We start from the raw sequence: 11,939 nt of genomic DNA, 5'->3' as shown, positions 1-11,939 counted from the left end.
CATGCTGGCCTTCACCGTTCACTCGGTGAAGGCCAGCATGGGGGCATGGACTTCGTCCTCGTGCACGGCACGACGCAGAGCCCCGCGGGCTGGGACCGCGTGGCCAAGCTGCTCACCGCCGCCGGGCACCGCGCGATCGCGGTCGACCTGCTGACCCCGGAAGAGCTACCGGTCGAGGGCTACGCGCAACACGCACGGGACCAGTACGACGGCGAACGGCCGGTCGTGGTGGCCCATTCCGGGTCCGGCGTCCTGCTCCCCGCGATCGCCGAAGCGCTCGGCGCGCGGGCGATGGTGTGGGTCGCCGCCTACATCCCCGACTTCGCCGGTGGGCGGAGCCTGCGCGATGAGGCGCGGACCTTTCTCGAACCGGACTGGATCGGCGTGGACCCGACGGCCGACCCCGCGAAGGCGTCCGAGTTCCTGTTCCACGACTGCGACCCCGAGACCGAACACCGGGCCTTGGACACTTTGCGGCTGTTCAACCCCGCCGTCCTCGCGGCGCACCCCTCCGGTCCCGCGCCGGAGATCCCGTCGACGGTGATCGTCCCGACGCGCGACCGCACGCTTCGTCCGGACTGGATGCGGCGGGCCGCACGGGAACGGCTCGGCGTCACCGCGATCGAAATCGACGCCGGGCACTGTCCCTACGTGTCCCGCCCCGCCGAGGTCGCCGGAATCCTGACCGGACGCGCGTGAAGGCCCCCTTCCCTCGGCTGAGCCGAGGGAAGGGGGCCTTCACGCGCTTGGGATCAGGATTCCGGCAGGATCGCCGCGATCTCCTCGGCGGACTCCGGGCCGAAGGCCTCCTTGAGACGGCCCAGGACGTCGGCGCGATCGAAGGCCCACTCCTGTGTCCCCACGGTCTCCAGCACCAGCACGGCGATCAGCGAGCCCAGCTGCGCGGCACGCTCCAGGCTCAGGCCGCCGTCGATACCGGCGATGAACCCGGCGCGGAAGCCGTCGCCGACGCCGGTCGGGTCGACCTTGCCGCGCTCGGGGACGGCGCCGATCTGCAACGCGAGGCCGTCCTTGCCGACGATCTCGACACCCTTCTCCCCGAGCGTCGTGATCCGCATGCCGACGCGGTCGAGGACGTCGGCCTCGGTCCAGCCGGTCTTCTGGAGCAGCAGTTCCCATTCGTAGTCGTTGCTGAACAGGTACTTCGCGCCCTCGACGAAGGCGCGCACCTGCGCGCCGTCCATCCGGGCCAGCTGCTGCGAGGGGTCGACGGCGAAGGTGTAGCCGCGCTGACGGCACTCCTCGGCGTGCCGGACCATGCCTTCGGGGTCGTCCGGGCTGATCAGCACGAGCGACAGCTCGCCGGCGTGCGCGGCGACCGGCTCCAGTTCGATGTTGCGTGATTCGGCCATCGCGCCGGCGTAGAAGGTGGCGATCTGGCAGAGGTCCTCGTCGGTGGTGCAGACGAAGCGGGCGGTGTGCGCGACCTCGGAGACCAGCACACCGGCGGTGTCGACGCCGTGTCGCTCGAGCCACGAGCGGTAGTCGGCGAAGTCGGAGCCCACCGCGCCGACCAGGATCGGGCGCTTGCCGAGGACACCGAGGCCGAAGGCGATGTTCGCGCCGATCCCGCCACGCCGGACGACGAGGTCGTCGGCCAGGAAGCTCAGGGACACGCGGTGCAGCTGCTCGGCGACGAGCTGCTCGGCGAACCTGCCCGGGAAGTGCATGAGGTGGTCGGTTGCGATACTGCCGGATACTGCGATCCTGGCGCTGTCTGCCACCGGTTCTCCTTGATCGGTCGGCCCCGCCGAAACGAGGACGGCTAAGTTACCCGCAGGTCATGACCCATACGGGTTGCTTCAGGCACGGCCATGAACACTACCGGTTGGTAGTGGTGTCCTACTCGAACGTGAGTCATTAACTTGTCGTTCGTGACCACTTCCGCGTATCACCTCGAACCGGAATCGATCGGCGAACTCATCGCCGACTGCGCCGGCATCCCGTCGTCCCTCCAGGCCGAGAACCTGCCACTGCCCCGGCAGATCGCTCCGCCCTGGACCGTGGACGAGCGGTGTCTCGCCCAGGTCGCCGATCTGGACGCCTACGTCTGATCCCGCTGCGGCTATCAAGAGCCGCGGGCATGAAGAAGGGCCGCGACCTGGGTGAGGTTCGCGGCCCTTCTTCATGTTCGAAGTACGTCAGTGGAAGCTGTCGCCGCAGGCGCAGCTGCCGGTCGCGTCCGGGTTGTCGATCGTGAAGCCCTGCTTCTCGATCGAGTCGACGAAGTCGATCACCGCGCGCGACACGTACGGCGCGCTCATCCGGTCGACGGCCACGCGGAGCCCGTCGAAGTCACGGAACAGGTCACCGTCGAGCGTGCGCTCGTCGAAGAACAGCTGGTAGCGCAGGCCCGCGCACCCACCGGGCTGGACGGCGATGCGCAGGTGCATGTCGTCACGGCCCTCCTGCTCGAGCAGGGCCTTCGCCTTGACGGCGGCGGCGTCGGTCAACGTAACGCCGTGGGTCTCCTCGGCGGTTTCGGCCTGAGCTGCGGCTGCCTGCTCAGCGGTCGTCATGGTTCTCCCTCTGGTCGAACTCGCTGCGGGTACTCGTCTTGCACATGGTCCAACACGTCGGAGTCCCGATCTGTTCCCCTCCATGGTGACATATCGATCGGGCTGGTGCGTGGCACCGTGACGCCCGCGACTACCCTGGTGAGGTGAGGTTCCTGCGCCGTAGCACCACAGACTCCGCCACGACCGACACCGAGACCCTCGACAACGAGGCCGTCGAGGTCCAGGCCAAGGCGTATACGCCCGGAAAGGGCAAGGCCACGCCCAAGCGGCGTGAGGCCGAGGCCAAGCGCCGTGGCCCGGTGGCGCCCCCGCCGACCACCATGCGTGAGGCGATGAAGCGCAACAAGGAACTCCGCAAGTCCGCGAAGGCCGACCCGGAGTACAAGGCGAAGCAGCGCAACGCCGCCAAGGAACGCCGCGAGAAGATGATGGCGGGCGACGACAAGTACCTGCTCCCGCGTGACCGCGGTCCGGTCAAGGCGTACATCCGCGACCTGGTCGACTCGCGGCGCAACCTGCTCGGTCTCTTCATGCCACTCGCGATCCTGGTGTTCGTCGCCCTGCTGGTGCCGTACCCGGACGTCCAGCGCTACGCGACCCTGCTGTGCACCGTGATGCTGCTCGGCATGATCGTCGAAGGCGTGCTCAGCGGCCGCCGGATCGCGAAGATGGTCCGCCTGAAGTTCCCGGACGAGACGGTCAAGGGCACCTCGGTCGGCTGGTACTCCTTCATCCGCGCGAGCCAGATCCGCAAGCTGCGCGTCCCCAAGCCGCGGGTGAAGCCGGGCGACAAGGTCTGAGCAGGCGAAACCCAGGTCGTTAGCGTGGCTAACGGCCTGGGGTAGAGTCGCGCTCATGGAGTTTCGACGCCTAGGCCGCAGCGGCCTCAATGTCAGTGAAATCTCGTACGGCAACTGGCTCACCCACGGGTCCCAGGTGGAAGAAGACCAGGCCCAGGCCTGCATCAAGGCCGCGCTCGACGTCGGCATCACCACCTTCGACACCGCGGACGTCTACGCGAACACGGCCGCCGAATCGGTGCTCGGCCGCGGGCTCAAGGGCCTGCGGCGCGAAAGCCTGGAGATCTTCACCAAGGTCTACTGGCCGACCGGCCCCAAGGGCCCCAACGACCAGGGGCTGGGCCGCAAGCACATCATCGAGTCGGCGAACGCTTCGCTGAAGCGGCTCGGCACCGACTACGTCGACCTCTACCAGGCGCACCGGTTCGACCGGACCGTCCCGCTCGAAGAGACGTTCCTCGCCTTCGCCGACCTCGTCCGGCAGGGCAAGGCACTCTACATCGGCGTCTCGGAGTGGACCGCCGAGCAAATCACCCAGGGCGCGGCGATCGCCCGCGAACTGAAGGTGCCGCTCATCTCGAACCAGCCGCAGTACAACGCGCTGTGGCGGGTCATCGAGGCGCAGGTCATCCCGGCGTCCGAGCGTGAGGGCCTCAGCCAGATCGTCTGGTCCCCGATCGCGCAAGGCGTGCTCACCGGCAAGTACAAGCCCGGTCAGCCGCTGCCCGCGGGCTCCCGCGCGACCGACGAGAAGGGCGGCGCCAACATGGTCGCCCGCTTCCTCAACGACGACGTCCTCGAGCGAGTCCAGCGGCTCCAGCCGATCGCGGACAAGGCAGGCCTGTCGCTGGCTCAACTGTCCGTGGCGTGGGTGCTTCAGAACCCGAACGTCGCTTCGGCGATCATCGGCGCTTCGCGGCCGGAGCAGGTGCACGAGAACGTGAAGGCGGCCGGCGTGAAGCTGGACGCGGATCTGCTCGCCGCGATCGACGAGACCCTCGACGGCGTCGCCGAGACCGACCCCACCCTCACCCGCTCGCCCTGATCCCCGCCGCAAGTAGTCGACTAAATGCGGACGCTTTTCCCGCATTTAGTCGACTACTTGCGAGAGGTTGCCTTACGTCTAATCTCCGTGCACGCGGGACTGGTACGCGATCTGACCGTCGAGGTCGAGGGCGTCCCCCGGCGCGCGAAACGGGTCGATTCCCAGGCCCCGCAACAATCTGCTCGCACCGGCGACCCGGTCACCCGTCTGGCCGTCGAGCCGCTCCGGCCGGTGACCCCGCTGGATCAGCAGGCCCTCGACGTCGTCGATCAACCGGTACGGGTCGTAGACCTGCTGTTCAGGCATGGCCACCGCCGGGAACCCAGGTGTTCCCGGTGATCCTCTCGTAGACCTCGGTGTAGCGCCTGCGGGTCGCTTCGACGATCTCGTCCGGGATGGCGGGGCCGGGCGGCGTCTTGTCCCAGCCGGTGCTCGCGGACCAGTCACGGACGAACTGCTTGTCGAACGCGTGCTGCGTGCGGCCGGGCTGCCAGTCGTCAGCAGGCCAGAAACGCGACGAGTCCGACGTGAGGACCTCGTCGCCGAGAGTCAGCACACCGTCGGCGTCGAACCCGAATTCGATCTTGGTGTCGGCGATGATGATGCCGTTCTTCGCCGCGTGCTCCGCGCCCTTGGTGTAGACCTCGAGCGTCAGATCGCGGATGCGGTCCGCGGTCTCCTTGCCGATGTCGTTCACGACGTCGGCGAAGGTCATGAACTCGTCGTGGCCGGTGTCGGAGATCTTCGTGGTCGGCGTGAAGATCGGCTCGGGCAGCTTGTCCGCTTCGATGAGACCGGCGGGAAGTTCGACGCCCGAAACCTTGCCGTCGCGCTGGTACTCGCGCATTCCGAGCCCGGTGAGATAACCGCGCGCGATGCATTCGACCTGGATCATCTTCAACGGCTTGCAGCGCATGGCGCGGCCGGCGAATTCGGCGGGCACGTCGGTCGTGGAGAGGACGTGGTTCGGCACCACGTCGGCCATCTTTTCGAACCACCAGGCGGAAAGCTGGTTCAGCAGCGCGCCCTTGTCCGGGATCGAGGTCGGCAGCGAGACGTCGTAGACCGAAACACGATCCGACGCGACGAGCAGAATGTCGCCATCGACCTCGTAAAGGTCCCGTACCTTACCCGCGTGAATGTGCTTCATGCCCCGTCCTCGATGTTGTATTCGTAGAAAATCCACTGGTTCGGCAACGCCGCGGATTCGCCGTACTCGAGTACGTCGCCCTCCGCGGACAAGAACCTGTTGCGGCTCAACAAGATCGCCGAACCCTCGGCCACGCCGAGTGCTGCCGCGTCCTCGGCACCCGCCAGCCCCGCGGCGTGCTGAGAATGAGTCGACGTCAGAACCCGGCCTGTCCGGTCCGCCACATATTTGACGGTTCCTTCGACTATCCGCACCGGTTCGAACAACAACGGCGCCTTCGCCGCGATCGCGCCGTCGAACCACGAGACGGACGTCGACACCGGACGCCCTTCACCCGCGTACGTGGTCCGCCGCCGCCGGATCGCGGGAGCGCCTTCATCGATTCCGAGCGCGTCCGCCACCCGCTCCGGTGCCGGGACGAGCCCGGCCTCACGGATTTTCGCGTAGTGGCCCGGTGGATAGACCTTGCCGGTTCGCGCGATCGAGATCGTCCGATCGTGCGCGGAGCGGTGCAGCGATCTGGTCTGCACCACTGTCCCGATGCCGCGAACCGCGCGGACCAGACCTTCGGCCCGAAGCGTCGAGAGCACCTTCATCGCTGTCGCCATCGCGACGTTCCAGTTTCTGGCGATCTCCCGCGCGGACGGGACCGCGTCACCTTCCTTGAGCCTGCCCGAAACGATGTCGTCGCGAATGTTTCCCGCGATCTGGAGATACGGCGGTTCAGGTCGATCGACGGCGGGCAAGGTGACTCCTCACAAGGTCGCGCGGTGCGCACAAGCGTTCTAGCACACCAATGGGCGAGCACCAAGGATCCTGCTCACACCCCATTATTACGTACTAGTACACATTCTGGACGGTGCTCTAGTACACCTGTTACTCTCCGCAGAGTTCCCAAACCCGTTGGGGGGCTCGATGAACCATCTGAGCATCGACGAACTGCTCGAGGAGCTTCGAAGACGCCGGTGGGTTGTCTACATCTTCGGCCCCCGGGAGGAACCGGAGGTCTGTGCCGCGGTGTTCCAGTGGGACACCTGTGCCGACGTCCTCATCCTCCGCGGTGAGGAACGGGCGACCGCCTTCCGGGTCACGACCCTCCCCGACACGGACGTCTTCCATCCGGCGCTCGTCTCCTGGCAATACCACTCGACGGCCGATTGGACGCTGCGCGCGGTGCTCACCATCCCGCCGCCCGGCGACGCCGCCGCCCCGATCCAGTTGCTGCAACCACATCCGGACTGCGTGATCCCGATGGAGTCGCGCAAACCGGTCACCGTCCTGCCCGCCAACGGAACCAAGGCCGACCAGGGAGATCCCTAACCTCGGCCGATCACCTGCTCGGCGACAACGAGGTCGTGCGGGTAGGTGATCTTGAGGTTCTCCGCGCTGCCTGGAACCCACCGCACCGGCAGCGCGGAGAACCTTTCCATGCACGAAGACGTGTCCGTGCCGACGAAACCCTCGCGTTCGGCCGTTTCGTACGCCTCCAGCAACGGAGCGGCGCGGAAACCTTGCGGCGTCTGAACCCGGATGGCGCCGGGCAGCGCGCCGGAAACACTGTCACCGTCCACGCGCACGATGTCGTCGGCCGCGACCCCCGGCACGGCTCCCCCGTACCGCCGGGTGTCGGCGAGGACGTCCGCGATCAGTTCCGGGGTGACGAGCGGACGGGCCGCGTCGTGCAACAGCACCGCGTCGATCTCGCCGCTCTCGATGCGGGAAGTCAAGTGGCGCAAGGCGTTCAGCTCCGAACCCTGACGCGTCGCGCCGCCGTGCACGAGTTCGACATCACCCGGATGCGAGGCGAGCACCTCTTGCGCGAGTTCGGTGTCCTGTGGCCGGATGACCAGTACGAGCACGTCGATACCGGGCACGCGTGCGAAGGCGTCGAGCGACCACGCGACGACACGCCTGCCCGCGACCGGCAGGTAGACCTTGTTGAGCTTGGCGCCGACCCGGGTACCCGCTCCGCTCGCGAGTACCACCCCGGCGGCCTTCGTCTGAGCCACAGGCAACTCTGGCACAGGCGGGTCGGTAGGTTGGGCGCGGCCACCAAAGCGATCCGAAGGGCAAGGCGTTGGACGACGAAATCCTCGAGTTCGCCGAAGCAGAGCAGCCTGATGAACACGCGCGCTCGGCGGCGATCGCCCTGCACTCGAAACTGATCAAACCCGCGGGGTCGCTGGGCAGGCTCGAAGAACTGGGCGTGTGGGTCGCGGCCTGCCAGGGCCAGTCCCCGCCGCGCCCGTTCACGCGGCCGCGTGTCGTGGTGTTCGCCGGAGACCACGGCGTCGCCGCGAAGGGCGTCTCGGCGTACCCGGGCGAGGTGACCGCGCAACTCGTCGGCAGCATGCTGACCGGCGGCGCCGCCATCAACGTGCTGGCGGCCTCGGCGGGCGCGAGCGTGCGCGTCGTCGACATGGCCGTCGACAGCGACGCCCCGGCGACGCGGTCGATCGGCGAGTTCAAGGTGCGGCGCGGGTCCGGCTCGATCGACGTCGAGGACGCGCTGACCGACGAGGAAGCGCGTGCCGCCGTCCGCGCGGGCCGCGCGATCGCCGACGCCGAGGTCGACGGCGGGGCGGATCTGCTCATCGCGGGCGACCTCGGGATCGGGAACAGCACCCCCGCCTCGGTACTGGTCGCGGCGCTGACCGGCAGCGAACCGGTGGCCGTCGTCGGCCGCGGTTCGGGGATCGACGACAGCGCCTGGATGCGCAAGGCCACCGTGGTCCGTGACGCGCTGCGGCGGGCGCGGACCGTGCTGGCCGACCCGGTCGCGCTGCTGCGCACCGCCGCCGGCGCCGACATCGCCGCGATGGCGGGCTTCCTCGCGCAGGCCTCGCTCCGGAAGACTCCGGTGATCCTGGACGGCCTGGTCGCCAGTGCGGCCGCTCTCGTCGCCGAGGAACTCGTCCCGGGCGCGCGGCAGTGGTGGACCGCGGGCCAGCGCGGCGGCGAACCCGCGCACGCGCTGGCGCTGGAGCACCTCGACCTGGACCCGATCCTGGATCTGGACGTGCGCCTCGGCGAGGGAACGGGCGCGGTGGCGGCGCTGCCGCTGGTGTTCATGGCGACGCGCGTGCTCGCCGAGATGGCGACGCACGAGCAGGCCGGGGTGAGCGGGCCGCTGATCGAGGCGCCCGCTTCCTGACGCCGCAAGTAGTCCTCTAGTTGCGGTCGGGTCACCGCCTCCGCATGGGAGCGAGCCGGCCCGCGGATGAGATGAAGGACGCTTTCATAGCAAAATTTGCTATGAAAGCGTCCTTCATCTCACGCTCCGAGACCAACAAGATCAGCCCAGCGGGTACATCCAGCCTTCCGGAGCTGGCCGGGTGCCTTCCTGGATCCCGGTCAGCGCGCCGCGCAGCTTCATCGTCAGCTCACCGGGCTGCCCGCCCGCCACGGAGAACTCGCCGCCCGCGTGCTTCACGTGCCCGACCGGCGTGATGACCGCCGCGGTCCCGCAGGCGAACACCTCGGTCAGCTCACCCGAAGCCGCCGCCTTCTCCCACTCGTCGGTGGAGACGCGCCGCTCCTCGACCTGGTGCCCGAACGACTTCGCCAGCTCCAGCAGCGACTTGCGGGTCACGCCCGGCAGCAGCGAGCCGGTCAGTTCCGGGGTCACGACGCGGGCCTCGTCACCGGAGCCGAAGACGAAGAACAGGTTCATCCCGCCCATCTCCTCGACCCAGCGCCGCTCGACCGCGTCGAGCCACACGACCTGGTCGCAGCCCTTCTCCACGGCCTGCGCCTGCGCCACGAACGACGCCGCGTAGTTGCCGGCGCACTTCGCCTCGCCGGTGCCGCCGGGGACCGCGCGCACGTACTCGGTCGAGAGCCACACGCTCACCGGCTTGACGCCGCCGGAGAAGTACGAGCCGGCGGGCGAGCCGATCAGCGCGTAGAGGTACTCGTTCGCGGGCCGGTTGACGCCGAGCCCGGCTTCGGTGGAGATCATGAAGGGCCGCAGGTACAGCGACTCGCCCGGCTTCGTCGGGATCCAGCGGGAGTCGACCGCGATGAGCTCGCGGATCGAGTCGAGGAAGGTCTCCACCGGCAGCTGCGGCATGGCCAGCCGCTCGGCCGAGTTCCGGAAGCGGATGGCGTTCGCGTCGGGCCGGAACGCGGCGAAGGTCCCGTCCGGCTGGCGGTACGCTTTGAGGCCTTCGAAGATCGCCTGACCGTAGTGCAGCACGGAGGTCGCCGGGTCGAGCGTCAAGGGCGCGTACGGCCCGACGGTCGCGTCGTGCCAGCCCTGCTCGGCGCTCCATTTCACGGTCACCATGTGATCGGTGAAGTGCAGCCCGAATCCGGGTGCGGCCAATACGTCCGCGACGCGTTCCGGGCTCGCGGGGCTCGGGTGCGGGAGGTGGGTGAACTGCGTCGAGGTCGTCATGCTTAGACGATAACGCTTGGTCGGACCCACGTTAGTCGGACGTCCGCATATCTTTACCTCTCGCGATCTGTCCGTCAGGACGAACACGCGGGGCCGCTCGCCCCTAGGATGGGCGGCGTGACGTTAAATCCGATGCAGCCCGCCCACCCGGCCAAGTCGGCCGCCCCCGGCAAGGGGGCCGACATCAAGACGTTCGCGACGGCGCTGCTGCTGACCTTCGGCACCGGCGTACTGATGATGGACGGCTGGGCCCTGCTGGACAGCGGCTTCGGCGCGTTCCTCGGCCTGGTCGCCGGCGGTTTCGGCATCTACTGGTGGCGGAGCATCCAGGGCAAGGTGTTCCCGCGCGAGCTGTCCACCAAATCGGTGGTCATCCTCGCGGTGATCAACGTCGCGCTGGCGTTGTTGCTGCTGATCCTCGTCGGCTAGAGCAGCCCCTCCGGCAACCCCGGGGCAGGCCAGTCCGGATCCGGCCGGAAGTCGGTCCACGTCCCGTCGAAGGGAAACCGCCCGGCGTCCGCGAGTGCGCCGATCCGTTCGCCCTCGGCACGCAGCCGCCTCAGCTGCCCTGCCGTGATGCGGCCGGCGACGACGGCCTCCTCGGCCTCGTCCTCGTCCTTCCACTGCCAGCGTCCGCCGGGCTCGACGGCGACGTCGAGGATGCCGTCGATCCGGTCCGGCCCGGACGCCGTGCGCCCCAGCGGCACCTCGAGGTTGACGTACCAGTTCAGGAAGTGGCCGTCGGCGTCGAAGAACCACCAGACCGACGACCATTCGTCGTCGGCGATCCGGCGCAGCGTCGAGGTGTCGCGCCAGAAGTCGGGCACGCGTACCCGCGGCACCCGGAACCGCTCCTCCAGCGGTGCCTCACGGAAGAGCCGCCCGTCAGCGAGCCTGCTGCCGACGATCGGGGTGTCCGCGGGAAGCCAGCCGACCAGCACGGTGCCGTCGTCGGTGATGACGCGCAGCGGGTGATGCTGGCCGATCGAGCCGTCCGGTCGCAGGAACCGTTCGACGACCGTGTCACCCGGGGTCCAGAAGGGATCACGCACGCCTTGCACGGTACCCACGGGCGCGGACCCGCAGAACCAGTTCGGCGAGCGTTCCCACTCCCGCGAGGCCGAGGGCCACGACCGGCCCAGCGAAAGCCGCGGCGACGGCCACGATCAGTCCACAAGCGAGTGTCGCCTTCGGACGTTCCGGGGAAAGCCGCTCCCGGCCGTCGGTGAAGGCGTCCACCGCGACCGGCACGGTGGCCACGGCGACCACCACGGTCAGCACCGGCACCAGCGAGACCGCGTCCGCCGCGGCGAGGAGTTCGCGGAACGACGTCGCCGAAAGCCCCAGCCGGACCGGTCCCAGCTGGTAGAGGGCGACGGCGATGATCGCCACGGCCACGGCGCCCACAGCGGCCGCGCGGCCCGCTCCGGGACGGCGCGGCAGCAGGAACGGCAGCAGCACCAGCACGGCGAGGCCGAGACCTGGCACGGACGGCGGGTCCGGCGCGATGAACTGCGCCAACGGCGGGATGCCAACGCAGATCGCGATCAGGGACGCGGCCGCGGCCAGCAGCAGGCCGGTGACCCAGCGGGCCGCGTAGTCACCGAGGCGGACTCCGGCCAGGTCGGCGACAGCCGCCACGACGGCGAACACCGCGGCGGCGATGCCCGGCGCGGACGGGAAGAGGTACTGCCCGAACGTCGTCGCGAAGACCAGGACCAGGCCCAACCTCGAAACGGAGCCCGCGATCCGCTCAAGCCGGGTGTCCCCCACCGGCGGCAGCAATGCCTCCGCCGCGACGGCGAGCACGGCCGCGACCACGGCGGCGAGAAGTACCCAATAGTCCGCTCCGGAGGCACCCACCGCGAGTGCGATGAGCAGACCGCCAGCCAGCCGCACGCCGTCTCCCTTCCTGTACACCGAGTGACCCCGTCGGCCCCACTGTTACCCCAGGTCCCACTGTCATTAGCATGGCTCACGATCCAACCGGGCGGCCGCCCGGTAC

General features: G+C 68.8%; 16 protein-coding genes. 7 read left to right on the top strand and 9 right to left on the bottom strand.

Annotated elements, in window-relative coordinates:
• The first annotated feature begins 45 nt into the window (after positions 1-45).
• Positions 46-699: an alpha/beta fold hydrolase gene (locus ACLARN_RS35255; RefSeq protein WP_409495799.1), complete on the top strand. Its 654-nt coding sequence runs from the start codon at positions 46-48 to the stop codon at positions 697-699.
• A gap of 53 nt (positions 700-752) precedes the next feature.
• On the opposite strand, the gene ACLARN_RS35250 is transcribed toward ACLARN_RS35255, so the two are convergent.
• Positions 753-1,745, bottom strand: a complete 993-nt coding sequence (locus ACLARN_RS35250) for a carbohydrate kinase family protein (RefSeq protein ID WP_409495798.1) — start codon at positions 1,743-1,745, stop codon at positions 753-755.
• 141 nt (positions 1,746-1,886) lie between these two features.
• On the opposite strand from ACLARN_RS35250, the gene ACLARN_RS35245 reads away from it, so the two are divergent.
• Positions 1,887-2,075 (top strand): hypothetical protein, encoded by a 189-nt coding sequence (locus tag ACLARN_RS35245; RefSeq protein WP_101609500.1) that lies wholly within the window; start codon positions 1,887-1,889, stop codon positions 2,073-2,075.
• A gap of 87 nt (positions 2,076-2,162) precedes the next feature.
• Here ACLARN_RS35245 and ACLARN_RS35240 read toward each other — a convergent pair whose 3' ends face one another.
• Complete coding sequence (locus ACLARN_RS35240) at positions 2,163-2,540, bottom strand: iron-sulfur cluster assembly accessory protein (RefSeq protein WP_409495797.1); 378 nt, start codon at positions 2,538-2,540, stop codon at positions 2,163-2,165.
• A gap of 143 nt (positions 2,541-2,683) precedes the next feature.
• Between ACLARN_RS35240 and ACLARN_RS35235 the strand changes: the two genes are divergently transcribed.
• Positions 2,684-3,340 (top strand): DUF3043 domain-containing protein, encoded by a 657-nt coding sequence (locus ACLARN_RS35235; RefSeq protein ID WP_409495796.1) that lies wholly within the window; start codon positions 2,684-2,686, stop codon positions 3,338-3,340.
• A 55-nt stretch (positions 3,341-3,395) separates the two neighbouring features.
• A complete protein-coding gene (locus tag ACLARN_RS35230) occupies positions 3,396-4,385 on the top strand; it encodes an aldo/keto reductase family protein (RefSeq protein ID WP_409495795.1) in 990 nt (329 codons plus the stop codon).
• 78 nt (positions 4,386-4,463) lie between these two features.
• On the opposite strand, the gene ACLARN_RS35225 is transcribed toward ACLARN_RS35230, so the two are convergent.
• From ACLARN_RS35225 to ACLARN_RS35215, 3 genes are read right to left on the bottom strand one after another with little or no spacing between them, the layout of a single operon-like run.
• Complete coding sequence (locus ACLARN_RS35225; protein WP_409495794.1) at positions 4,464-4,691, bottom strand: hypothetical protein; 228 nt, start codon at positions 4,689-4,691, stop codon at positions 4,464-4,466.
• Positions 4,684-5,535 (bottom strand): phosphoribosylaminoimidazolesuccinocarboxamide synthase, encoded by an 852-nt coding sequence (locus ACLARN_RS35220; RefSeq protein ID WP_409495793.1) that lies wholly within the window; start codon positions 5,533-5,535, stop codon positions 4,684-4,686. The genes ACLARN_RS35225 and ACLARN_RS35220 overlap by 8 nt, the downstream gene beginning before the upstream one ends.
• Positions 5,532-6,281, bottom strand: a complete 750-nt coding sequence (locus ACLARN_RS35215; RefSeq protein ID WP_409495792.1) for a GntR family transcriptional regulator — start codon at positions 6,279-6,281, stop codon at positions 5,532-5,534. Before ACLARN_RS35215 ends, ACLARN_RS35220 begins: the two co-directional genes overlap by 4 nt.
• Before the next feature lie 169 nt (positions 6,282-6,450).
• On the opposite strand from ACLARN_RS35215, the gene ACLARN_RS35210 reads away from it, so the two are divergent.
• A complete protein-coding gene (locus ACLARN_RS35210) occupies positions 6,451-6,855 on the top strand; it encodes a hypothetical protein (protein ID WP_409495791.1) in 405 nt (134 codons plus the stop codon).
• Here ACLARN_RS35210 and ACLARN_RS35205 read toward each other — a convergent pair.
• The gene (locus tag ACLARN_RS35205) at positions 6,852-7,520 is read right to left on the bottom strand and encodes a 2-C-methyl-D-erythritol 4-phosphate cytidylyltransferase (RefSeq protein ID WP_409495840.1); all 669 of its coding nucleotides are present in this window, start codon (positions 7,518-7,520) and stop codon (positions 6,852-6,854) included. The genes ACLARN_RS35210 and ACLARN_RS35205 overlap by 4 nt on opposite strands.
• Positions 7,521-7,612: 92 nt before the next feature.
• Here ACLARN_RS35205 and cobT point away from each other — a divergent pair, with 92 nt between their 5' ends.
• Positions 7,613-8,689, top strand: coding sequence for a nicotinate-nucleotide--dimethylbenzimidazole phosphoribosyltransferase (gene cobT / locus ACLARN_RS35200; RefSeq protein WP_409495790.1), 1,077 nt, complete (start codon positions 7,613-7,615; stop codon positions 8,687-8,689).
• Positions 8,690-8,830: 141 nt separating this feature from the next.
• Here cobT and ACLARN_RS35195 read toward each other — a convergent pair whose 3' ends face one another.
• Complete coding sequence (locus ACLARN_RS35195) at positions 8,831-9,934, bottom strand: branched-chain amino acid aminotransferase (RefSeq protein ID WP_409495789.1); 1,104 nt, start codon at positions 9,932-9,934, stop codon at positions 8,831-8,833.
• 117 nt (positions 9,935-10,051) lie between these two features.
• On the opposite strand from ACLARN_RS35195, the gene ACLARN_RS35190 reads away from it, so the two are divergent.
• On the top strand, positions 10,052-10,363 hold the full coding sequence (locus ACLARN_RS35190) for a hypothetical protein (protein ID WP_409495788.1): 312 nt from the start codon (positions 10,052-10,054) through the stop codon (positions 10,361-10,363).
• On the opposite strand, the gene ACLARN_RS35185 is transcribed toward ACLARN_RS35190, so the two are convergent.
• Both ACLARN_RS35185 and ACLARN_RS35180 read right to left on the bottom strand, forming a co-directional pair.
• A complete protein-coding gene (locus ACLARN_RS35185) occupies positions 10,360-10,986 on the bottom strand; it encodes a DUF402 domain-containing protein (protein ID WP_409495787.1) in 627 nt (208 codons plus the stop codon). The genes ACLARN_RS35190 and ACLARN_RS35185 overlap by 4 nt on opposite strands.
• Entirely contained in the window at positions 10,979-11,833 is an 855-nt protein-coding gene (locus ACLARN_RS35180; RefSeq protein WP_409495786.1) for a hypothetical protein, read from the bottom strand. Before ACLARN_RS35180 ends, ACLARN_RS35185 begins: the two co-directional genes overlap by 8 nt.
• Positions 11,834-11,939 lie beyond the last annotated feature (106 nt).

This window comes from Amycolatopsis sp. cmx-11-12 (assembly GCF_046269425.1).
In the GTDB taxonomy this organism is placed as follows: Bacteria; Actinomycetota; Actinomycetes; order Mycobacteriales; family Pseudonocardiaceae; genus Amycolatopsis.
Note: the sequence above shows the minus strand (reverse complement) of the source record. Positions and strands in the feature narration are given on the sequence as shown.

Bases quoted from the DNA above. Each gene is read 5' to 3' on its own strand.
- ACLARN_RS35255 (WP_409495799.1), top strand. From the start codon at position 46: ATGGACTTCGTCCTCGTGCACGGCACGACGCAGAGCCCCGCGGGCTGG.
- ACLARN_RS35240 (WP_409495797.1), bottom strand. From the start codon at position 2,540: ATGACGACCGCTGAGCAGGCAGCCGCAGCTCAGGCCGAAACCGCCGAG.
- ACLARN_RS35210 (WP_409495791.1), top strand. From the start codon at position 6,451: ATGAACCATCTGAGCATCGACGAACTGCTCGAGGAGCTTCGAAGACGC.
- ACLARN_RS35220 (WP_409495793.1), bottom strand. From the start codon at position 5,535: ATGAAGCACATTCACGCGGGTAAGGTACGGGACCTTTACGAGGTCGAT.
- ACLARN_RS35195 (WP_409495789.1), bottom strand. From the start codon at position 9,934: ATGACGACCTCGACGCAGTTCACCCACCTCCCGCACCCGAGCCCCGCG.
- ACLARN_RS35230 (WP_409495795.1), top strand. From the start codon at position 3,396: ATGGAGTTTCGACGCCTAGGCCGCAGCGGCCTCAATGTCAGTGAAATC.
- ACLARN_RS35225 (WP_409495794.1), bottom strand. From the start codon at position 4,691: ATGCCTGAACAGCAGGTCTACGACCCGTACCGGTTGATCGACGACGTC.